We start from the raw sequence: 20,717 nt of genomic DNA, 5'->3' as shown, positions 1-20,717 counted from the left end.
CCGCGGCGCAGCCGCGCGAAAGACACAGCCCCGCGCCCCTGACGGGGCACGGTGACCGCTCGCGCCCTCACAAGGCACCGCCCCCTAGAACACCGACTCCGCCTCTTCCATCCGGTCCTTCGGGACCGTCTTCAGTTCCGTTACCGCCTGGGCCAGGGGGACCATGACGATGTCCGTGCCGCGCAGGGACGTCATGCGGCCGAACTCGCCCCGGTGGGCCGCCTCCACCGCGTGCCAGCCGAAGCGTGTCGCGAGGACGCGGTCGTACGCCGTCGGCACGCCGCCGCGCTGGACGTGACCGAGGATGACCGGCTTGGCCTCCTTGCCGAGCCGGCGCTCCAGCTCGTACGCCAGTGCCGTCCCGATGCCCTGGAACCGCTCGTGGCCGAACTTGTCGATCTCGCCGTGGCCGTAGTCCATCGCGCCGTCCACGGGGTGCGCGCCCTCGGCGACGCAGATCACCGCGAACTTCTTGCCGCGCGCGAACCGCTCCTCGACCATCTTGACCAGGTCGGCCGGGTCGAAGGCGCGCTCGGGCAGGCAGATGCCGTGGGCGCCGGCGGCCATGCCGGACTCCAGGGCGATCCAGCCCGCGTGCCGGCCCATGACCTCGACGACCATGACCCGCTGGTGGGACTCGGCGGTGGTCTTCAACCGGTCCATCGCCTCCGTGGCGACGCCGACGGCCGTGTCGAAGCCGAAGGTGCGGTCGGTCGAGGAGATGTCGTTGTCGATCGTCTTCGGCACGCCCACGACCGGCAGGCCGGCGTCGGACAGCATCCGGGCGGCCGTCAGCGTGCCCTCGCCGCCGATCGGGATGAGCGCGTCGATGCCGAACTCGTGGATCATGTCGGAGGCGTTCTCGCAGGCCTCGCGCAGCCGGTCGCGCTCCAGGCGGGAGGAGCCGAGGATCGTGCCGCCGCGGGCCAGGATGCCGCTGACGGCGTTGAGGTCGAGGGTGCGGTAGTGGCCGTCCAGCAGGCCGGCGTAGCCGTCCTCGAAGCCGATCACCTCGTCGTCGTACTGTGCGACCGCCCGGTGCACGACCGACCGGATCACTGCGTTCAGCCCCGGACAGTCGCCGCCGGCGGTGAGAACTCCGATGCGCATCGTGCTGTGTCTCCTGCTCGCTTCGGTACCTGTGAGCCACTCCGATTGTTTCACGCCCCACGACACGCTGCGGCGCGCCTCCGGTTCACCCGATGCGCGCAGCCCCGTCACCCGTACTGACGGGCGCCTTATCCAGCCCCGGGGGTACTGTCAAGAGGCTTCTCCGCACACCGGCGGACAGCCAGAGACCGACCCCCACTGACCGACGCAGAAGACGCAACCGAGAAGGAGCGCACGCGTGACGCGCAGCGTGTACGTGACCGGGATCGACCGCGGCGACGGCCGCCAGGTCGTCGAGCTGGGGGTCATGGAGCTGCTGACCCGCCGGGTCGACCGGGTGGGCGTGTTCCGGCCACTCGTCCACGACGGCCCCGACCGCATGTTCGAGCTGCTGCGCTCCCGCTACCGCCTCTCCCAGGACGCGGCGACCGTCTACGGCATGGACTACCACGAGGCGTCCGCGCTCCAGGCCGAGCGCGGCACGGACGAGCTGGTCTCCACGCTCGTCGACCGGTTCCACCGGGTCGCCCGGGACTACGACGTCGTCCTCGTCCTCGGCACCGACTTCGCCGCCACCCAGCTCCCGGACGAGCTGGCGCTCAACGCCCGGCTCGCCAACGAGTTCGGCGCGCCGGTGATACCCGTGGTCGGCGGCCGGGGGCAGTCCGCCGAGTCCGTGCTCGCCGAGACCCGCAACGCCCACCGCGCCTACCAGGGCCTGGGCTGCGACGTGCTCGCCATGGTGGCCAACCGGGTGGACCGGGCCGCGCGCGACCTCATCGCGGAGCGGCTCGGCCCGCTGCTCCCGGTGCCCGGCTACGTGCTGCCCGACGAGCCCGCGCTCTCCGCGCCGACCGTCGCGCAGATCGCGCAGGCGCTCGACGCCAAGGTGGTGCTGGGCGACGACTCGGGGCTCGCCCGGGACGCCCTCGACTTCGTCTTCGGCGGCGCCATGCTGCCGAACCTGCTGCCCGCGCTGACCCCCGGCTGCCTGGTCGTCACCCCCGGGGACCGCGCGGACCTGGTCGTCGGGGCGCTCGCCGCGCACAGCGCCGGCACCCCGCCGATAGCGGGCGTCCTGCTCACCCTGAACGAGGTGCCGAGCCCGGAGATCCTCACCCTGGCCGCCCGCCTCGCGCCCGGCACCCCGGTGCTCTCCGTGCCCCACAGCAGTTTCCCCACCGCCGCCGAGCTGTTCTCCCTGGAGGGCAAGCTGAACGCGGCCACCCCGCGCAAGGCGGAGACCGCGCTCGGCCTGTTCGAACGCCATGTCGACACCGCCGACCTGCTCAGCCGGGTCTCGGCGCCCAGCAGCGGCCGGGTCACGCCGATGATGTTCGAACACGAGCTGCTGGAGCAGGCCCGCTCCGACAAGCGCCGGGTCGTCCTCCCGGAGGGCACCGAGGCGCGCGTGCTGCACGCCGCCGAGGTGTTGCTGCGCCGGGGCGTGTGCGATCTGACGCTGCTGGGGCCGGTGGACGCGATCCGCAAGAAGGCCGCCGACCTCGGCGTCGACCTCGGCGACGCGCTGCTGATCGACCCGGCGGGCTCAGAGCTGCGGGAGTCCTTCGCCCAGCGCTACGCCGCCGTACGCGCCCACAAGGGGGTCACGGTGGAGCTGGCGTACGACGTCGTCTCGGACGTCAACTACTTCGGCACCCTGATGGTGCAGGAGGGGCTGGCCGACGGGATGGTGTCGGGCTCCGTGCACTCCACGGCGGCGACGATCCGGCCCGCGTTCGAGATCATCAAGACCCAGCCGGACGCCTCGATCGTCTCGTCGGTGTTCTTCATGTGCCTGGCCGACAAGGTGCTGGTCTACGGCGACTGCGCGGTCAACCCGGATCCGGACGCCGAGCAGCTCGCCGACATCGCCACGCAGTCGGCGGCCACGGCCGCGCGGTTCGGCGTGGAGCCGCGGATCGCGATGCTGTCGTACTCCACCGGCAGCTCGGGGTCCGGCGCGGACGTGGACAAGGTGCGCGCGGCGACCGAGCTGGTCCGCGCGCGCCGGCCCGATCTGCGGATCGAGGGGCCGATCCAGTACGACGCCGCGGTGGAGCCCTCGGTCGCGGCGACCAAGCTGCCCGGCTCCGAGGTGGCCGGGCAGGCGACGGTGCTGATCTTCCCGGACCTGAACACCGGCAACAACACCTACAAGGCCGTGCAGCGCTCGGCCGGCGCGATCGCCGTCGGACCGGTCCTCCAGGGGCTGCGCAAGCCGGTCAACGACCTGTCCCGCGGCGCGTTGGTCGGCGACATCGTGAACACCGTCGCCATCACCGCGATCCAGGCGCAGACCCCGGCGAACTGAGCCCGACGGCCCGGCGGACCCGGGCGGCCCCCGGTACCCGGCACACGCCGGCCGCCGTTCGCCACCTCACCGCCACTCCCCCGCCACCTTCGACAGAGAGCATCAGCCCCCGTGACCGCGACAGCCTCCGCGAACGCGACCCGCGTCCTCGTCCTCAACTCCGGCTCCTCGTCGGTGAAGTACCAGCTCCTGGACATGCGTGACCGCAGCCGGCTCGCCGTCGGCCTGGTGGAGCGCATCGGCGAGCAGACCTCCCACCTCACGCACACCCGTCTCGGCGAGGACGGCGACGCGGACGCCACCCGTGAGCGCAGCGGGCCGATCGCCGACCACGAGGCCGCGCTCGCCGCCGTCGCCGAGGAACTCGCCGCCGACGGTCTCGGCCTGGACTCCCCCGATCTGGCCGCGATCGGGCACCGCGTGGTGCACGGCGGGATGTTCTTCACCGAGCCCACCGTCGTCGACGACGCCGTGCTCACCGAGATCGAACGGCTGATCCCGGTGGCGCCGCTGCACAACCCGGCCAACCTCACCGGGATCCGCACCGCCCTGGGGCTGCGCCCGGACCTGCCGCAGGTCGCCGTGTTCGACACCGCGTTCCACACGACGATGCCGGAGCACGCCGCCCGCTACGCGATCGACACCAAGATCGCCGACCGGTTCCGGGTCCGCCGCTACGGCTTCCACGGCACCTCGCACGCCTATGTCTCCCGGGCCACCGCGAAGCTGCTGGGCAAGGCGCCCGAGGACGTCAACGTGATCGTGCTGCACCTGGGCAACGGGGCGTCCGCCTCGGCCGTGCGGGGCGGGGTGTGCGTGGACACCTCCATGGGGCTGACGCCTTTGGAGGGGCTGGTGATGGGTACCCGCTCGGGCGACATGGACCCCGCGGTCATCTTCCATCTGCGGCGGGTCGGCGGGATGTCCATGGACGAGATCGACACGCTCCTGAACAAGCGGAGCGGACTGTTCGGTCTCTGCGGCGACAACGACATGCGGGAGATCCAGCGGCGGATCGACGCGGGCGACGCGCAGGCGCGGCTCGCCTTCGACGTCTACATCCACCGGCTGCGGAAGTACATCGGCGCGTACTGCGCGGTACTCGGGCGGGTGGACGCGGTGGCCTTCACCGCGGGCGTCGGAGAGAACGCGGCGGCGGTGCGGCGGGCCGCGATCGAGCGCCTGGACGTCTTCGGCCTGGCGGTCGACGAGGAGCGCAACGCGGTGCGCTCCGGCGCGGCGCGGCTGATCTCGCCGGACTCCGCGCGGGTCGCCGTCGCCGTCGTACCCACCGACGAGGAGATGGAAATCGCCACCCAGACCTACGCATTGGTCGCGGACGGGACCGCCCTGGAGGACCACACCTGAGCGGCAACCCGCGCATTTGTAGCTTCCGCCCGACGGAATATTCCGTAGCGAAACAAACCGATAGGATCGCCCCATGCGCCGTTCGAAAATCGTCTGTACTCTCGGCCCCGCGGTCGACTCCCACGAGCAGCTCGTCGCGCTGATCGAGGCCGGCATGAACGTGGCCCGCTTCAACTTCAGCCACGGCTCGCACGCCGAGCACCAGGGGCGTTACGACCGCGTCCGCGCCGCCTCCCAGGAGACGGGCCGGGCCATCGGTGTCCTCGCCGACCTCCAGGGTCCGAAGATCCGCCTGGAGACCTTCGCCGAGGGCCCGGTCGAGCTGGTGCGCGGCGACGAGTTCACCATCACCACCGAGGACGTGCCGGGCGACAAGTCGATCTGCGGCACGACGTACAAGGGTCTGCCCGGTGACGTCTCCAAGGGCGACCAGATCCTGATCAACGACGGCAACGTCGAGCTGAAGGTCCTGGACGTCGAGGGCCCCCGGGTGCGCAGCATCGTCATCGAGGGCGGTGTCATCTCCGACCACAAGGGCATCAACCTGCCCGGCGCGGCGGTGAACGTCCCGGCGCTGTCCGAGAAGGACATCGAGGACCTGCGGTTCGCGCTGCGCATGGGCTGCGACCTGGTGGCGCTCTCCTTCGTGCGCGACGCCGGTGACGTCAAGGACGTGCACCGCGTCATGGACGAGGAGGGCCGCCGGGTCCCGGTCATCGCCAAGGTGGAGAAGCCGCAGGCGGTGGCGAACATGGAGGCCGTCGTGATGGCCTTCGACGGCGTGATGGTGGCCCGCGGCGACCTGGCCGTGGAGTACCCGCTGGAGAAGGTCCCGATGGTGCAGAAGCGGCTCATCGAGCTGTGCCGCCGCAACGCCAAGCCGGTGATCGTGGCGACCCAGATGATGGAGTCGATGATCACCAACTCCCGGCCCACCCGCGCCGAGGCGTCCGACGTGGCCAACGCGATCCTGGACGGCGCGGACGCGGTGATGCTGTCGGCCGAGTCGAGCGTGGGCGCGTACCCGATCGAGACGGTCAAGACGATGTCGAAGATCGTCGCCGCGGCCGAGGAGGAGCTGCTCTCCAAGGGGCTCCAGCCGCTGGTGCCGGGCAAGAAGCCGCGCACGCAGGGCGGTTCGGTGGCCCGTGCGGCCGCCGAGATCGCCGACTTCCTGGGCGGCAAGGGGCTGGTGGCCTTCACCCAGTCCGGCGACACCGCCCGCCGGCTCTCCCGCTACCGCGCGGCCCAGCCGATCCTGGCCTTCACCACCGACGAGTCGACGCGCAACCAGCTCGCGCTGAGCTGGGGCGTGGAGTCGCACGTGGTGCCGTTCGTGAACACCACGGACGAGATGGTCGACCTGGTCGACCAGGAGATGATCCGGCTCAAGCGGTTCAACGCCGGTGACATCGTGGTCGTCACCGCCGGCTCCCCGCCCGGCGTCTCCGGCACCACCAACATGGTGCGCGTGCTCCACCTGGGCGAGGGGGACCGCGGCTAGCCGCACCGCGCCGGGGGGCGCGCACAGGACAGCAGGGCTGTGGCCCGGTACCCGCCTTCGGGGGCGGATACCGGGCCACAGTCCGTTGCGGCTCCCGGGGGGGGCGGTGGGTCAGCTGTCGGTCGTGTACTGGTGCAGCCCGGGGATGTGCAGGGTGCCGCCGAACTGGCCGGCCTGGACGACCTCGACGTGGGTGAAATAGATCAGCGGGATGTTCAGCGGCGGCGGGTGCTCCGGGTCGAACGTGATCGGGATGAGGCCGAGCAGGTTGCCGGAGATGCTCTCGGTGTACATGACGGTGTCGCCGTCGGTGATGGTCGACGTCGAGCCCTTCGCGGCCTGGACGTGGTGCGTCGTGCCGGTCCTCTTGTCGACGACCGTCTGGTGCAGGTCACCGATGTCGGTGCCGGCGGAGATGACGTACTTGAGCACCTTCTTGGTGGTGCCGTCGGCGGTCCTGACCTCGACGATGCCCTTGTAGTCGGCGCCCTTCAGCGTCAGCGAGCTGGCCTGGAGGTGCCAGGGGTCGTCGGGCAGGAGCACCTGGTTGTCGACGCCGCCCTCGGCGTCGGTGGCCGCCGGGCAGTCGTCCGGGTCGGTGCCGTCGCTCGCGGAGGCCGACGGGCTCGGGTCGGCCGAGCTGGAGGGGGACGGCGAGGACGTGGCCTCCTCGGCCGCATCCTTCGCCTTCTCGGTGGCCTTCCGCGCCGCGTCCCCCGCCGCCCCGGTCGCCGTGTCGGTGACGTCCTTGGCGGCGTCCCCGGCCGTGTCGGTGACCTTCTTGGTGGTCTCCTTGGCCTTGGCGGCGGCGTCGTCGGCCGTCTTGGACGCCGAGGGGGCCGGAGTGGCCGACGAGGTGTCGCCGGAGTCCTTGGTGTCGTCGCCCGGGGTGAGGATGTCCTTCAGGGCGTCGCCGATGCCCTGAAGCAGCCCGCCACCGCCGCTCGCGGAGGCGGAGGGAGAGGCGGACGGCTCGCTCTTGTCGTCGCCCGCGCCCTTGTCCTCGGAACCTGAATCCGAGGAAGAGGACGAGGAGGACGAATCCGAGCCGGATTTCGATGTCGACGAGGAGGAACCGGAACCCGACGTACCCGTCGAGTCCTTGCCGTCGGACGCGTCGGAGGAACCGGAGGAACCCTTCGAGTCGTCGGAGGACGACGAGCCCGTCTTCTCGTCCGCCTTCCCCGACTCGGTGTCAGTGTCCTCGTCGTCCTTGTCCTTGGACTTGTCCTTGGACGATTCCGACGCGGACGGCGAGGCCGACGCGGAGGCCAGCGCGTCCACGCAGTCCTGGTACTCCTCGGCCGACAGGGTCTTGGAGGACGACGCGTGGTCGTCGGCGGTGGCGAGCGTCGGCGTGAGCCCCATCCCCATGAGGACCGCCGTCGGCATCGCCGCCAGCGCTATCGCCTTGCCGGCCGGCACGTGGAAGCGGGTGAACAGCGGCTTCCTCGGGGCCGCGTGGCGCGGCCCGGTTCTCGGGGGCGCGGCGATGTCGCGCGCCTCGTCAGCGGACACGGTACCCCCCGTCCTGGTCCTCGAAGCCGTGGGCGTCCGGGGCGCCCTCGCCGGCGGAAGGGTGCGGCGGCTGCGGGGTGTACGGCGCCGCCGGGCCGTCGGCGGGGGCGTGCGGCGTCCCCGGCTCCTCGGCGGCGGGTACGGCGGGCGGGGTGGCGCCCTCGCCGTCCGGGTCCTGCTTCCCGGCGTCCGGCTCGGACGTGGCCCGCTCGGGCTTGGCCTTGCTGGGCACCCAGGAGATGGCCATGGCGCCGCCGAGCATCGCCAGCAGGAAGCCGACCACGAACCCGCCGATGTTGGACACCACCAGGGACACCAGGCCAAGGATGATCGCCGCGACTCCGGCGAAGACCCGGGTGGCCTGCTGGAACCACATCGTCAGCCCCAGCGTGACCAGCAGCACGCCGATGATCAGTGAGGCGGAGCCCGCGGTCGTCGACATGGTGACCGACATGGTGCCCAGCTTGAGCGTGGCATACGGGAAGTAGGCGATCGGCACTCCGCCGAGCGCGGTGAGAAGGCCCGCCCAGAAAGGCCGGCTGCCCCGCCAGGCGCGGAAGCCCAGACGCAACCGGGTGAAGGTCCCGACGCGTCGGACCGGGGTCTCGGCACTCATGGAAAACAGCTCCCTGGGTCCGGTGGAGGTACGTACCGGCTCGGCCATGGGGACGGTAAGCCGGAAGTCGAAGGGTGCAAGGATGCCCGGCGCGCGGCGCCGGCCGGGAACCGGGGTGGGGAAGCCGGGGCCTCCCCACCCACTCGATGCCTCAGTTGCCCGGAGGCACCCGTGCCGCGGGAGCCGTCAGAAGCACTCCATGTCGGCGTCCGTGCCGAGCCGCATCTTCAGGCCGCTGAGCTTGAAGGTGCCGGCCGTGGTCGCCCAGGCCGTCTGCTTGACGTCCGTCAGGTCGGCCGAGTCCGCCTGCTGGGCGAAGCCGCCCGGCAGCGCGTTCTCACCGCTCTTGACGGCAGGACCCTTGGTCTGGTCCTTGACGGCCACGCCGATGTCGATGTTCTTGAACGTCGCATCGGCGTCGAGCTGGGCCACGTCGATGTAGAGGTTCTTGGCCTCCACCTTGTGGTTCGCGTCGGGCCCGGCTTCGAGACGGAGGTAGAACGTCTTCCCGATGAGCGGGATCGTCGTCTTGACCGACTGGCACATGTTCGTGATCTCGGCGTTCTTGAACGACGAGATCGCGACGGGGTGCACCGTCTTTTCCTTGCCCTCGGTCGTCGTGTAACCGCTGTCGACGCCGCCGTACTGCGCGAAGCCATGACCCTCGAGGTGGCCGGCCCGCACCTTGAACTCCTGGCCGGACACACTGAACGACGCGGCCAGCGCGCCCTGGGCCAGACTCACACCGATAGCTGCGGCAGCGGCCACGCTGGGCACCATGACCACAGCGAACCGCTTCCATCTGGTCCCGCCACGCACCTGGGACTCCATCATTTCCTCCTTCTCGGACGTACATCTCCTGACCCCGGCTGCCCCCGAGTAGGCGGCCGAGCCCGGGCAGGGATGGGAGAAGTGCTACGTCCTCGGTAAGGAGAGCGCCCGTTGCGCCGGGCACGGACCGCGCCCGGATCACCGGCGATCACCCCCGAGCGACAACCACTGGTCGCGCCTGACACGCATCACGCACAACCTGCCGGACAGGCTCCACCGGACGGCGGAGACCCCCCTGTCCAGGAACCGGCGTCACTGTCGCCGGCCCCTGCCCGGTGGGGACCCAAGACGCTCCGCGACCCGGCTGGCTGCGGGGTACGGCATTGGACCGAGCGTCGCCGATCGTGGTGCATTCCGGCCGCCCCCGCAAGGGGGTTCGTTACTCGCTAGTAACGGCGCGATAACCACGCCACGACGCGACGGCGCCGGACGGCGACGCTCGGTGGCACAGAACGGGGCGACGAACTGGTTGAAGTACGGACACACACCGACAGACCAACAGGGCTGGTTTACTCGGAGTAACAGCGGCCGCGATTGCCAAGTTTTGGCAAAGCGCGGCCGCCTGCGCCACTCGGTCGGCGAATTTTCACCGGGGCATCACAGCACCCGATGTTTAGCGACAGGTCATCAGCAAGACGCGTAAACCGGTCAGAACAGGGCCCGGGCGAGCGCCCTGCGCGCCACTGTCACCCGGGGGTCCTCGGCCCCGACGACCTCGAACAGTTCGAGGAGCCGCACCCGCACCGCGTCCCGGTCGTCACCGGCCGTACGGCGCACCGTGTCGGTCAGCCGGCCGAAGGCGTCCTCCACATGACCGCCCACCAGATCCAGGTCGGCGGCGGCGATCTGCGCGGCCACGTCACCGGGCTTCTCGGCGGCCTCCTGACGCACCTTCTGCGGGTCCAGACCCTGCACCCGCCGCAACAGCTCGGCCTGCGCGAGGCCCAGCTTCGCCTCCGGGTTGCCGGGATCGTCGCTCAGCACGTTCTTGTACGCCGCCACGGCGCCCGCCAGGTCGCCCGAGTCCAGGGCGCTGACGGCGGCCTCCAGCAGGGCGTCGTACGGGCCGGCCGGGGCCTCGGCGTCGGCGTCGGCCGGGCGCCCGCCGGGCACGGCGTCCGGGTCGACGGTCAGCCCCGTCAGCCCGAACCGCTGCTCGGCGACCTGGACGAGCTGGTCCAGCGTCTCCCGGATCTGCTGCTCGCCCGCCGCGCCCTGGAAGAGGGGCAGCGCCTGGCCGGCGACGACGGCGAAGACCGCCGGGATGCCCTGGATGCCGAACTGCTGCATCAGCATCTGGTTGGCGTCGACATCGACCTTGGCGAGCAGGAACCGGCCGTTGTACTCGACGGCCAGCCGCTCCAGGACCGGGCTCAACTGCTTGCAGGGCTCGCACCACTCGGCCCAGAAGTCGATGACGACGGGTACCTCGGTGGAGCGCTGGAGTACGTCACGTTCGAACCCGGCCTCGTCGACGTCGAGCACCAGGTCCGCGGGGGACACCGCCCCCGTGTCGCCCCGCCGGGCGGCTTCGGCGCGCGCCTGCTCCGCCTTCGCCTTGGCCTCCTGGGCCGCCTTCACCGCGGCGAGGTCGACGACTCCGCTCATGGACATGTTCCGTGGCTGCATGAGTACATCCTCCCCCTTCCGCGCACACGCGTGGTCCACGCGTCCGATCCGGGGGATCGTGCGCGAGTGCGCCGGGTCCCCACCCGGCGCGATGCGCCGGGTCCCCACCTGGCGCCGTGGTCGTCGCTTTTCGCTACGGCTCGTAGCGTAACCGGGGTGCGGGGCGGCCGTGGACCCTCTTCCGGTGATCTCCCTCACGACTTCACAACACTGACGCATACCGGCCGCCGAGGGGCCGGATATGGTCACTGACATGCCCGAACAACCCTCCGCGTCCCGTCCCGCCGGGCGCCCCCGCAGCGCCGCCGCGGACGCCGCGATCCTCGAGGCGACGCGGGCGGCACTGGTCGACCTGGGCTGGTCCCGGCTGACCCTCGGCGACGTGGCGACGCGGGCGGGCGTGGCGAAGACCACGCTGTACCGGCGGTGGGCGGGCAAGAACGAGCTCGTCGTGGACGCGGTCGCCGTCCTCTTCGACGAGCTGGAACTGCCGGACCGGGGCAGCCTGGCGGCGGACGTCGAGGGCGTGGTGCGGCAGTTCGCCGCGATCCTGGACCGGCCGGAGACCAAGACGGCGCTCATGGCGGTGGTCGCCGAGGCCACGCGGGACACGCCGCTGCGGGAGCGGATCCGGACGTCGATCGTGGAGCGGCAGAAGCGGCTGGTGGTGGAGGGGCGGGCCCGCGCGACGGCCCGCGGCGAACTCCCCGCGGAACCGGACGCGGGGGCGGCGGCGCGGGCGGCGGATCTCATCTTCGACGTGGTGGCGGGGGCGGTGGTGCACCGCACGCTGGTGAGCGGACAACCGGCGGACGCGGCGTGGGCCGCGGCGTTCACGCGGCTGCTGCTGGAGGGGCTGGCGGGGGTGTGACGGTTGTCTCGCCCCCGCCGCCCCTACCCTTCCCGTCCCCCAGGGGCTCCGCCCCTTCGACCCCGGGGCGCGAGCGCCCAAGAGTTCGGGGCGGGGGATGTACGGCGGGTGCGGGTGCGTCGTGGTTGCTCGCGCAGTTCCCCGCGCCCCTTACGCGGGGGGCGGGCACGCCGCTCGCGCACCGCGACGGAGCCGCGCAGAGACACAGCCCCCGCGCCCCTTACGGGGCCCTCAGAAGCCCGGGGGCTCCGTGTAGACGCCCCACTCCTCGCGGAGCGCGTCGCAGATCTCGCCCAGCGTCGCCTCCGCCCGCACCGCGTCCAGCATGGGATCGACCATGTTCGAGCCGTCCCGCGCCGCCGCGAGCATCGCGTCCAGCGCGCCCCGCACGGCCGCCTCGTCGCGCGCGGCCCGCCGCTCGCCGAGCACCCGCACCTGCTCCCGCTCCACCTCATGGCTGACCCGCAGGATCTCCAGGTCCCCGGTGACCGACCCGGTGTGGGCGTTGACGCCCACGACCCGCTTGTCACCCTTCTCCAGCGCCCGCTGGTACTGGAACGCCGACTCCGCGATCTCCCCCGTGAACCACCCGTCCTCGATCCCGCGCAGGATCCCGGAGGTGATCGGACCGATCGGGTGCCGGCCGTCGGGGTGCGCCCGCAGCCCCCGCTCCCTGATCTGCTCGAAGATCTTCTCCGCGTCCGCCTCGATCCGGTCGGTCAGCTGCTCGACGTACCAGGACCCGCCCAGCGGGTCGGCCACGTTGCCGACCCCGGTCTCCTCCATCAGCACCTGCTGCGTGCGCAGCGCGATCTCCGCCGCCTGCTCGGACGGCAGCGCCAGCGTCTCGTCGAGCGCGTTGGTGTGCAGCGAGTTCGTGCCGCCGAGCACCGCCGCCAGCGCCTCCACCGCCGTGCGCACCACGTTGTTGTACGGCTGCTGCGCGGTCAGCGAGACCCCGGCGGTCTGCGTGTGGAAGCGCAGCCACTGCGCCTTCTCCGACGTCGCCCCGTACACGTCGCGCATCCAGCGCGCCCAGATCCGCCGGGCGGCCCGGAACTTGGCTATCTCCTCGAAGAAGTCGACGTGCGCGTCGAAGAAGAAGGACAGCCCCGGGGCGAACACGTTCACGTCCAGACCGCGCGAGAGGCCCAGCTCGACGTACCCGAACCCGTCCGCGAGGGTGTACGCGAGCTCCTGCGCGGCCGTGGAGCCGGCCTCGCGGATGTGGTAGCCGGAGACGGACAGCGGCTTGTACGCGGGGATGCGGGATGCGCAGTGCTCCATCAGGTCGCCGATGAGGCGCAGATGCGGCTCGGGCTGGAAGAGCCACTCCTTCTGCGCGATGTACTCCTTGAAGATGTCCGTCTGGAGCGTGCCGTTGAGGACGCCCGGGTCCACGCCCTGCCGCTCGGCGGCGACCAGGTACATGCAGAAGACGGGCACGGCGGGCCCGCTGATCGTCATGGAGGTCGTCACGTCGCCGAGCGGGATGTCCTTGAAGAGGACCTCCATGTCGGCCGCCGAGTCGATCGCCACACCGCAGTGCCCGACCTCGCCGAGCGAGCGCGGGTCGTCGGAGTCGCGGCCCATGAGCGTGGGCATGTCGAACGCGACCGACAGTCCCCCGCCGCCGTTGGCGAGGATCATCTTGTAGCGCTCGTTGGTCTGCTCGGCGTTGCCGAACCCGGCGAACTGCCGGATCGTCCACGTCCGTCCTCGGTAGCCGGTCGGGTACAGGCCGCGGGTGAAGGGGTACTCCCCCGGCCAGCCGATCCGTTCGAAGCCGTCGTAGGTGTCGCCGGGCCGGGGCCCGTAGACCGGGTCCACGGGGTCGCCGGAGAGCGTGCTGAAATCGGCGTCGCGGGTGCGGGAGGCGTCGTAGCGGGCCTGCCAGCGACGGCGGCCCTCCTCGATGGCGTCAGCGTCCATACCCCCGAATTTACTAGGACGTCCAAGTAAATGTCGATGGGGGACCGCCGTACGTGTGCCCGTACGGCGGTGGAGCGGTCCCCGCTATGCCTTGGCCGCGGCCGGCGCCGCGTCCTGCGCGAGCTTCGGCTCCAGCTCGTGGCTGATCCTGCGCTCCACGAAGAAGGCCGCGGTCGGCACGGTGCCCGCCAGCAGCACCCAGAGCTGCTTGGCCACCGGCCACTTCGCCTTGGCGCCCAGGTCGAAGGCGAACACGAGGTACACGACGTAGAGCCAGCCGTGTGCGATGGCGACGACCCGGGTGAAGTCCGCGGCACCGTCGACGTCGAACCCGTACTTGGCGATCATGCTGAGGCACAGCAGGACCAGGAGCACACCGGTGACGTACGCCATCACGCGGTAGCGGGTCAGCACGCTTTTCTTCATGGGTACGAGCGTAACGAGCGGCGGGGCCCGATCTTCGGGCGCCCCCGGTGGCGTACGACACCCCCGGAGGGGTCCGGTCACTCGTCCTCGAAGTCGTGAGCCGCCACCCGCAGCGGCCGCAGCATCGCGAAGATCTCCTGGCACTCCTCCGCGTCGTACGCGCCCAGCCCGAAGTCCATCGCCATCAGCTCGCGGGTGGCGGCGTCGCACACCTCGCGGCCCTTGTCGGTGATGGAGGCGAGGGTGCCGCGGCCGTCGTTGGGGTTGGGACGCTTGGCGACCAGTCCGGACGTCACGAGCCGGTCGACGGTGTTGGTGACGGAGGTCGGATGCACCATGAGCCGCTCGCCGATCTTGGACATCGGCAGCTCACCCGACTTCGAGAACGTGAGCAGCACCAGCGCCTCGTACCGCGCGAACGTCAGTCCGTACGGTTTGACGACCGCGTCGACCTCGGCGAGCAGGATCTGCTGGGCCCGCATGATCGAGGTGATCGCCGCCATGGAGGGCACGCTGCCCCACCGCTGCTTCCAGTGTTCGTCGGCGCGCGCGATGGGGTCGAAGGAGAGACCGAGGGGCTTTGGCACGGAACCAGACCTTACCGGCCGGTCACATGGTGGTCAGCCCCGTCTCGCTGTTCGGTCGCTCATTCTTTCGGTACGCGTCCGCCGCGCGCTCCCCGCGCCGGGCCGAGAGGGCCAGCAGGACGCAGACGAGCGTGCCGAGCGCCCCGGCGCCGGCCACCGTGGCGGGCACCCCGGCGAACTGCGCGACGACGCCCGCGAGCGCCATGCCGACGCCCTGCACGGTCATCAGCCCGGCCGTGTTCAGCGTCATGGCGCGGCCCCGCAGCTCCTGTGGCAAGGCGGCCACGAACCACTGGTCCAGGCCGAGCGTGTACGCGGACCCGGCGCCCGAGAGCGCCAGCAGGAACAGTGCCCAGCCGAGGCCGGGGGCGAGGGCGTAGCCGAGGTAGGGCAGCAGCATGAAGGAGAGCAGCGGCAGCGTCACGCGCTCCCGGGTGGCCGGGCGCAGCCGCGCCCCCGCGAACAGCTCACCGGCGATGGTGCCGACGGGCAGCGCGCACATCAGCAGCCCGAGCCCGGTCGACCCGGCGCCGATCCGGTCCGCGTAGGGGGCGGCCAGGGCCTCCGGGACGACGCAGAACATCGGCGGCACCCAGAACAGCAGGAGCAGGACGCGGGTGCGCCGGTCGGCGAGCACGCGCCGGGCGCCGGAGAGCGGGCCGGCCACCGGGGCGCCGTCGCGGCCGGACGCGCGCGCCGGGCGGCGCCGGGTGCCGAGCCGCAGCAGCAGCGCGGAGGAGAGGAAGGTGGCGACGGTGATCACCAGGGCGTGGCGCGGGGTGAGCACGGTGAGCAGCAGTCCGCCGCAGCCGTAGCCGACCAGGAGGGCGCTCTGGGAGACGATCCGCAGCAGCGAGCGGCCGAGCACGAAGAGGTCGCCGTCGCCGAGGACGTCGGCGAGGGTCGCCATGCGGGTGCCCTGGAAGACGGGCGAGACGACCGCGAGCGCGCAGCGCAGGGCGAGCAGGACGGCGATGTGGGTGCCGGGGACCGTCATGACGGCCACGCAGCCCGCGCACAGGAGGTCGCAGACGACCAGGACGCGGCGGGCGGGGAACCGGTCGGCGACCCCGGCGAACAGGGTGCCGCCGACGAGGTACGGCAGGAAGCCGAGCGCGAAGGTCAGCGCGCTGAGCAGGGGCGAGCCGGTGAGGTCGTAGACGAGGACGGAGAGGGCGATCTCGCTGACGACGACGCCGAGGAGGGAGAGGGTGTGCGCGGCGAAGACCGCGCGGAACTCGGGTACGCGCAGGACGCGGGTGTAGCCGCCGGGAGCGTCCGGGGGCGCGGCTTCGTCGTGGGGCATGGTGGCAGCGTGATCGTCACCCGCCGGGCCGCCTAGAGTTTCGGCTGTCGCCGAATCCTGGGAGGTGGTCGTGCCCTCGCGGCTGCGTTTCGCCGAGGAGGACTTCCTGTCCTGCCGGTTCGCCGTGTCGCCCCTGTGGGAGACGCAGGACGTCGTACGGACGCTGAAGCGGCCGGAGCGGCACGGGTACCACGCGCGCTGGCTGCGCCGGGTCGCGCCGGCCGTGGCGCGTCTTGACCTGACGCCGCTGTGGCTGCTGATGCCCCGCTTCGGGCACACCCCGGACTGGCTGTCGCCGCCGCCGATCGGGCCCTCGGCCCGGTTCGAGGAGGAGATCGCGGCGGTGCGGGCGGCCGATCCGGAGGCGGCGTGGGAGGACACCGCGCGCTCGCTCGCGGACACACCGGGGGCGCTGGAGTCGGCGTACGGCCGGGCCTGGCTGGCGGACCCGGTGCGGATGGTCCGGGAGCTGGCCGACGCGATGGAGGAGGTCTGGTACACCGTCGTCGCCCCGGACTGGCCCCGGCTGCGGGCGCTGCTGGAGGCCGACGTGGCGTTCCATTCGCGGCGGCTGGCGGAGGTGGGGCTCGGGGGGCTGCTGCCGGAGATCAACCGGCGGTTCGGCTGGCACGCGGGGACGCTGACGGTCGAGTACCGGGGTGAGCACGAGCGGCGTCTCGACGGGCGGGGGCTCGTGCTGATGCCGAGCGTCTTCGTGTGGCCGGACGTCGTCAGTACGTTCGAGCCGCCGTGGCAGCCGACGCTCGTCTATCCGGCGCGCGGCATCGGGGGGCTGTGGGCGGAGCCGGCCGAGGGGACGCCGGACGCGCTGGTACGGCTGCTGGGGCGCGGCCGGGCGGCCGTGCTCGCCGCGCTGGACGAGCCGGCCGGCACCACCGTGCTCGCCCACCGGCTGCGGCTCGCGCCCTCGTCGGTCTCGGCGCATCTGGCGACGCTGCGCGAGGCCGGGCTGCTGCTGTCGCGGCGCTACGGCCACCAGGTGCTGTACGAGCGGACGCCGCTCGGGATCGCGCTGCTGGCGGGGGGCGGCGGGGCTCAGTCCCCGGAAGGTGCCGGGTCCCCCGAGAGGTGACGCTCGACCGTTGCGACCTTGCTGGTGAGGCCGTCGGTGACACCCGGGCGGATGTCCGCCTTCAGCACGAGGGAGACGCGCGGGGCGCGCTTCTCGACGGCGGCGACGGCGCGCTTGACGACGTCCATGACCTCGTCCCACTCGCCCTCGATGGAGGTGAACATGGCGTCGGTGCGGTGCGGCAGTCCGGAGGCGCGGACGACCCGGACGGCGTCGGCGACGTACTCCCCCACGTCCTCGCCGACGCCCAGGGGCGTCACGGAGAAGGCGACGATCATGCGCCGACCACCCCTTCGCGGCGGGCGCGGGCGGCGATCACCGCGTCCTCGGCCTCGCGGCGCAGCTTGCGCTCGGCGAAGAAGCCGCCGGTGGGCAGGACGGAGAGGACGAAGTAGAGCGCGGCGGTGCCCGGGCTCCACTTGGCCCGGTTCCAGGCGTCGGCCCAGAAGAGCACGTAGAGGACGAAGAGGAGTCCGTGGATCGCGCCCATCACGGGTACCGCGTTGAAGTCCGTGGTCCGCTTCAGCACGGAGCAGACGAGGAGGAGCAGGAAGGAGATGGCCTCGGGGGCGGAGACCAGTCGGAGCCGGCGCAGGGCGGTGGCGGTCTTGATGTCCACGGATCACCTCGTGGGAGACGTCGGATGACGGGGGCGGGCGCGGCGCGGGGGCGCCACGGCTCGGGACGGCTTGTGAACGGGCGCACAAGCGCTGCCCCATTCTGGCATTGCCGGGTCCGGGCACTTCTTCAGGGGGTGCCGGGCACCGTTCGCCGGGCGGACGGGCGGGCCCGTCGGCGCGGGCCGGGCGTCCCTTAAGGGGTGGATTCAGGGTCGGACTCCACCTACGGGTGGTGTTGTCTCCACCCGTCGGACGGCTACCTTCGCAGCGTGGCAACCTTCCGACTCCAAGGCAGCAAGGTGCTGGCCGTCGACATGACCGGCGACGCCGTGAAGGCGAAGAACGGCTCCATGGTCGCGTACGACGGGCAGATCGCCTTCAAGAAACTCAGCGGCGGCGGTGAGGGCCTGCGGGGGATGGTGACCCGGCGGCTCACCGGCGAGCAGATGACGGTGATGGAGGCACGCGGGCACGGCACCTGCTGGTTCGCGGACCGCGCCTCCGAGATAAATCTCGTCTCCCTCCGGGGGGACACGCTGTACGTCGAGTCGAGCAACCTGCTCGTCACGGACGCCGGCCTGCGCACGGGGACGACGTTCACGGGGCTGCGCGGCGCCTCGCAGGGCAACGGGCTGTTCACCACGACGGTGGAGGGGCACGGGCAGGCGGCGCTGCTGTCGGACGGCCCGGCGGTGGTACTGCGGGTGAGCGCGCAGTATCCGCTGACGGTGGACCCGGGGGCGTACATCGCGCACCAGGGGAACGTCCGGCAGTCCTTCCAGTCGGGGGTGACGTTCCGCACGTTCATGGGCGAGGGCGGCGGCGAGGCGTTCCAGATCCGGTTCGAGGGGGACGGCCTGGTGTATGTGCAGCCGAGCGAGCGGAACACGATCGCGGGGGATGTGTGACATGCCGTTCCGTGAGATCAACTCGAAGATGGTCGAGGCGACGGTGGCGCCGGGGCAACGGCTGTTCAGCCAGCGCGGCGCGATGCTCGCGTACAAGGGGGAGGTGTCCTTCACGCCCAATGTGCAGGGCGGTCAGGGCGGGCTGATGTCGATGATCGGCCGCCGGGTGGCCAACGAGGCGACACCGCTGATGACGGTGGAGGGCAGCGGCACGGTGCTGTTCGGGCACGGCGGCCATCACGTCCAGGTGATCCAGCTCGCCGGGGACACGCTGTACGTGGAGGCGGACCGGCTGCTCGCCTTCGACGGCGCGCTCCAGCAGGGCACGGTGTTCCTGGGCTCGCAGGGCGGGGTGATGGGCATGGTGCGCGGGCAGGTCACCGGGCAGGGCCTGTTCACCACGAGTCTGAAGGGGCACGGCGCGGTGGCGGTGATGGCGCACGGCGGGGTGTTCGAGGTGCCGATCACCCCGCAGCGCCCGGTCCATGTGGACCCGCAGGCCTACGTCGCCCACCACGGGGACGTGCGCAACAAGCTGTCGACGGCGCTGGGCTGGCGGGACATGGTGGGCCGCGGCTCGGGCGAGGCCTTCCAGTTGGAGCTGAGCGGCAGTGGCTCGGTGTATGTGCAGGCCTCGGAGGAGAAGCTGTGAGCGGCTACGGAATGCCCGGCGGGCCGGTGGTGTACGACCCCATGACGCTGCCGGTGGACGACAACGTCAACGCGTACACCTTCTGCGTGGAGCTCAAGGGCGGTCAGTGGTTCCTGCAAAAGGGGAAGATGATCGCCTACTACGGGTCGATCGACTTCAACGGCATCGGGCACGGCCGGCTGGACCGTCTGGTGCGTACGTCGTTCCATTCGCCTTTGCACGCGAGCGACTGGGTGGTGGCGGAGGGCTCGGGCAAGATGCTCCTGGCCGACCGGGCCTTCGACGTCAACTCGTATGACCTGGAGGACGGCAATCTGACCATTCGCTCGGGCAATCTTCTCGCTTTTCAGCCAACTCTCGCGCTGAAGCAGTCGATCGTTCCGGGGTTCCTGACGCTCATCGGCACGGGCAAGTTCGTGGCGGCCTCCAACGGTCCGGTGGTGTTCATGGAGCCGCCGATCCGGGTGGACCCGCAGGCGCTGGTCGGCTGGGCCGACTGCCCCTCTCCCTGCCACCACTACGACCACGGCTATCTGACGGGGGTGATGGGCGGTCTACGTGCGATGACGGGGATCGGCGGGGCCTCCGGGGAGGAGCACCAGTTCGAGTTCGTGGGGGCGGGCACGGTGCTGTTGCAGTCCTCCGAGGCGCTGATGGCGGAGCAGGCGACGGGGGCGGTGCCGTCGGAGCCGGGCGTGCCGGGCGGGGGCGGGGCGCCGGGGGGTCAGGGGCAGGGGGCGGGATCACCGCGCCTTCCCGGACAGCTCGGTGATCTCCAGCGTGTCGCTTCGGGCTGTGAGCGGTAGTCTGCGGAGGGTGACGTCGAACGGGTGCGCGTACTCGTTGACGCACGTCACCACCCCTCACTAGTTCGTCATTCAACCTTTTAGGTAGACTTCATCCATGGAGACCGAGACGGCCACCCGCTGGCTGACCGATGCGGAGCAGTGCGCCTGGCGCACCCACCTGGAGGTCAACAGGCTGTTGACGTACCAGCTCGAGAAGGATCTACAGCCGTTCGGCCTGACGATCAACGACTACGAGATCCTGGTGAACCTCTCCGAGTCGGAGGGCGTACGGATGCGGATGAGCGACCTCGCGGCCGCCACCCTCCAGTCCAAGAGCCGGCTCTCGCACCAGATCACCCGCATGGAGAACGCCGACCTGGTGCGGCGCGAGAACTGCGAGTCCGACCGCCGCGGACTCTTCGCGGTGCTGACCGAGCATGGCATGGACATGATGCAGAAGGTGGCGCCGCACCACGTCGCCTCCGTCCGACGCCACTTCATCGATCTGCTGTCGCAGGAGGACCTGGAGCAGCTGCACAAGGCGCTGCGGCCGGTCGCGGAGCAGCTGCGGACGCAGCGCGGCAAGCCGTGACGGTCCCGCGTCGCGCGCCTCTCGGACTCACCGGCGGGCGACGCGGGGCCAT

19 protein-coding genes and 1 pseudogene are annotated in these 20,717 nt (G+C 71.4%); 9 read left to right on the top strand and 11 right to left on the bottom strand.

Annotation, left to right across the window (positions count from 1 at the left end; translation table 11 throughout):
* Positions 1–84: 84 nt before the first annotated feature.
* A complete protein-coding gene (locus IO29_RS15395; RefSeq protein ID WP_030379980.1) occupies positions 85–1,110 on the bottom strand; it encodes an ATP-dependent 6-phosphofructokinase in 1,026 nt (341 codons plus the stop codon).
* A gap of 238 nt (positions 1,111–1,348) precedes the next feature.
* On the opposite strand from IO29_RS15395, the gene pta reads away from it, so the two are divergent.
* From pta to pyk, 3 genes are all read left to right on the top strand, one after another.
* Entirely contained in the window at positions 1,349–3,424 is a 2,076-nt protein-coding gene (gene pta, locus IO29_RS15390) for a phosphate acetyltransferase (protein WP_030379981.1), read from the top strand.
* A 111-nt stretch (positions 3,425–3,535) separates the two neighbouring features.
* Positions 3,536–4,792, top strand: a complete 1,257-nt coding sequence (locus IO29_RS15385; protein ID WP_030379982.1) for an acetate kinase — start codon at positions 3,536–3,538, stop codon at positions 4,790–4,792.
* Positions 4,793–4,865: 73 nt separating this feature from the next.
* Positions 4,866–6,296 (top strand): pyruvate kinase, encoded by a 1,431-nt coding sequence (gene pyk / locus IO29_RS15380; RefSeq protein ID WP_030379983.1) that lies wholly within the window; start codon positions 4,866–4,868, stop codon positions 6,294–6,296.
* 111 nt (positions 6,297–6,407) lie between these two features.
* Here pyk and IO29_RS15375 read toward each other — a convergent pair whose 3' ends face one another.
* The 4 genes from IO29_RS15375 to IO29_RS15360 form a co-directional block, all read right to left on the bottom strand.
* Positions 6,408–7,814, bottom strand: coding sequence for a hypothetical protein (locus IO29_RS15375; protein ID WP_030379984.1), 1,407 nt, complete (start codon positions 7,812–7,814; stop codon positions 6,408–6,410).
* Positions 7,804–8,430: a DUF6114 domain-containing protein gene (locus IO29_RS15370; RefSeq protein ID WP_030379985.1), complete on the bottom strand. Its 627-nt coding sequence runs from the start codon at positions 8,428–8,430 to the stop codon at positions 7,804–7,806. Before IO29_RS15370 ends, IO29_RS15375 begins: the two co-directional genes overlap by 11 nt.
* 186 nt (positions 8,431–8,616) lie before the next feature.
* Complete coding sequence (locus tag IO29_RS15365; protein ID WP_234307527.1) at positions 8,617–9,210, bottom strand: DUF6230 family protein; 594 nt, start codon at positions 9,208–9,210, stop codon at positions 8,617–8,619.
* Positions 9,211–9,909: 699 nt separating this feature from the next.
* Positions 9,910–10,890 carry a tetratricopeptide repeat protein gene (locus IO29_RS15360; RefSeq protein ID WP_030379987.1) on the bottom strand — a complete coding sequence of 327 codons (981 nt, stop codon included), beginning with the start codon at positions 10,888–10,890 and terminating at the stop codon, positions 9,910–9,912.
* Between the two features lie 253 nt (positions 10,891–11,143).
* On the opposite strand from IO29_RS15360, the gene IO29_RS15355 reads away from it, so the two are divergent.
* Positions 11,144–11,761, top strand: coding sequence for a TetR/AcrR family transcriptional regulator (locus tag IO29_RS15355; RefSeq protein ID WP_030379988.1), 618 nt, complete (start codon positions 11,144–11,146; stop codon positions 11,759–11,761).
* Between the two features lie 231 nt (positions 11,762–11,992).
* Here IO29_RS15355 and IO29_RS15350 read toward each other — a convergent pair whose 3' ends face one another.
* The 4 genes from IO29_RS15350 to IO29_RS15335 all read right to left on the bottom strand — a co-directional run bounded on the left by IO29_RS15350 (position 11,993) and on the right by IO29_RS15335 (position 16,012).
* Complete coding sequence (locus tag IO29_RS15350) at positions 11,993–13,693, bottom strand: coenzyme B12-dependent isobutyryl-CoA mutase large subunit (protein WP_030379989.1); 1,701 nt, start codon at positions 13,691–13,693, stop codon at positions 11,993–11,995.
* 84 nt (positions 13,694–13,777) lie between these two features.
* Positions 13,778–14,119: a DUF3817 domain-containing protein gene (locus IO29_RS15345; protein WP_030379990.1), complete on the bottom strand. Its 342-nt coding sequence runs from the start codon at positions 14,117–14,119 to the stop codon at positions 13,778–13,780.
* Positions 14,120–14,196: 77 nt separating this feature from the next.
* Positions 14,197–14,706, bottom strand: a complete 510-nt coding sequence (locus IO29_RS15340) for a MarR family winged helix-turn-helix transcriptional regulator (protein WP_030379991.1) — start codon at positions 14,704–14,706, stop codon at positions 14,197–14,199.
* Positions 14,707–14,728: 22 nt separating this feature from the next.
* Complete coding sequence (locus tag IO29_RS15335) at positions 14,729–16,012, bottom strand: MFS transporter (RefSeq protein WP_030379992.1); 1,284 nt, start codon at positions 16,010–16,012, stop codon at positions 14,729–14,731.
* Between the two features lie 70 nt (positions 16,013–16,082).
* On the opposite strand from IO29_RS15335, the gene IO29_RS15330 reads away from it, so the two are divergent.
* Positions 16,083–17,105, top strand: a complete 1,023-nt coding sequence (locus IO29_RS15330; RefSeq protein WP_033226411.1) for an ArsR/SmtB family transcription factor — start codon at positions 16,083–16,085, stop codon at positions 17,103–17,105.
* Here the strand turns inward: IO29_RS15330 and IO29_RS15325 are convergent.
* Together IO29_RS15325 and IO29_RS15320 are read right to left on the bottom strand one after the other, a co-directional pair.
* The gene (locus IO29_RS15325) at positions 17,069–17,383 is read right to left on the bottom strand and encodes an MTH1187 family thiamine-binding protein (RefSeq protein WP_030379994.1); all 315 of its coding nucleotides are present in this window, start codon (positions 17,381–17,383) and stop codon (positions 17,069–17,071) included. The two genes, IO29_RS15330 and IO29_RS15325, sit on opposite strands and share 37 nt — an antisense overlap.
* The gene (locus IO29_RS15320; RefSeq protein WP_030379995.1) at positions 17,380–17,724 is read right to left on the bottom strand and encodes a DUF3817 domain-containing protein; all 345 of its coding nucleotides are present in this window, start codon (positions 17,722–17,724) and stop codon (positions 17,380–17,382) included. Before IO29_RS15320 ends, IO29_RS15325 begins: the two co-directional genes overlap by 4 nt.
* A gap of 270 nt (positions 17,725–17,994) precedes the next feature.
* On the opposite strand from IO29_RS15320, the gene IO29_RS15315 reads away from it, so the two are divergent.
* The 4 genes and pseudogenes from IO29_RS15315 (at position 17,995) to IO29_RS15300 (ending at position 20,665) form a co-directional block, all read left to right on the top strand.
* A complete protein-coding gene (locus tag IO29_RS15315) occupies positions 17,995–18,633 on the top strand; it encodes an AIM24 family protein (protein WP_030379996.1) in 639 nt (212 codons plus the stop codon).
* A gap of 1 nt (position 18,634) precedes the next feature.
* Positions 18,635–19,285: an AIM24 family protein gene (locus tag IO29_RS15310; RefSeq protein ID WP_030379997.1), complete on the top strand. Its 651-nt coding sequence runs from the start codon at positions 18,635–18,637 to the stop codon at positions 19,283–19,285.
* Positions 19,282–20,084 (top strand): annotated as a pseudogene (locus tag IO29_RS15305) (AIM24 family protein). The gene IO29_RS15310 and the pseudogene IO29_RS15305 overlap by 4 nt, the downstream one beginning before the upstream one ends.
* A gap of 104 nt (positions 20,085–20,188) precedes the next feature.
* Positions 20,189–20,665: a MarR family winged helix-turn-helix transcriptional regulator gene (locus tag IO29_RS15300; protein WP_030379999.1), complete on the top strand. Its 477-nt coding sequence runs from the start codon at positions 20,189–20,191 to the stop codon at positions 20,663–20,665.
* Positions 20,666–20,717: the final 52 nt, after the last annotated feature.

This window comes from Streptomyces sp. NRRL F-6676 (genome assembly GCF_000725625.1).
In the GTDB taxonomy this organism is placed as follows: Bacteria; Actinomycetota; Actinomycetes; order Streptomycetales; family Streptomycetaceae; genus Streptomyces.
The sequence above is the reverse complement of the archived record's forward strand: the minus strand, read 5'-3'. Positions and strand labels throughout refer to the sequence as shown.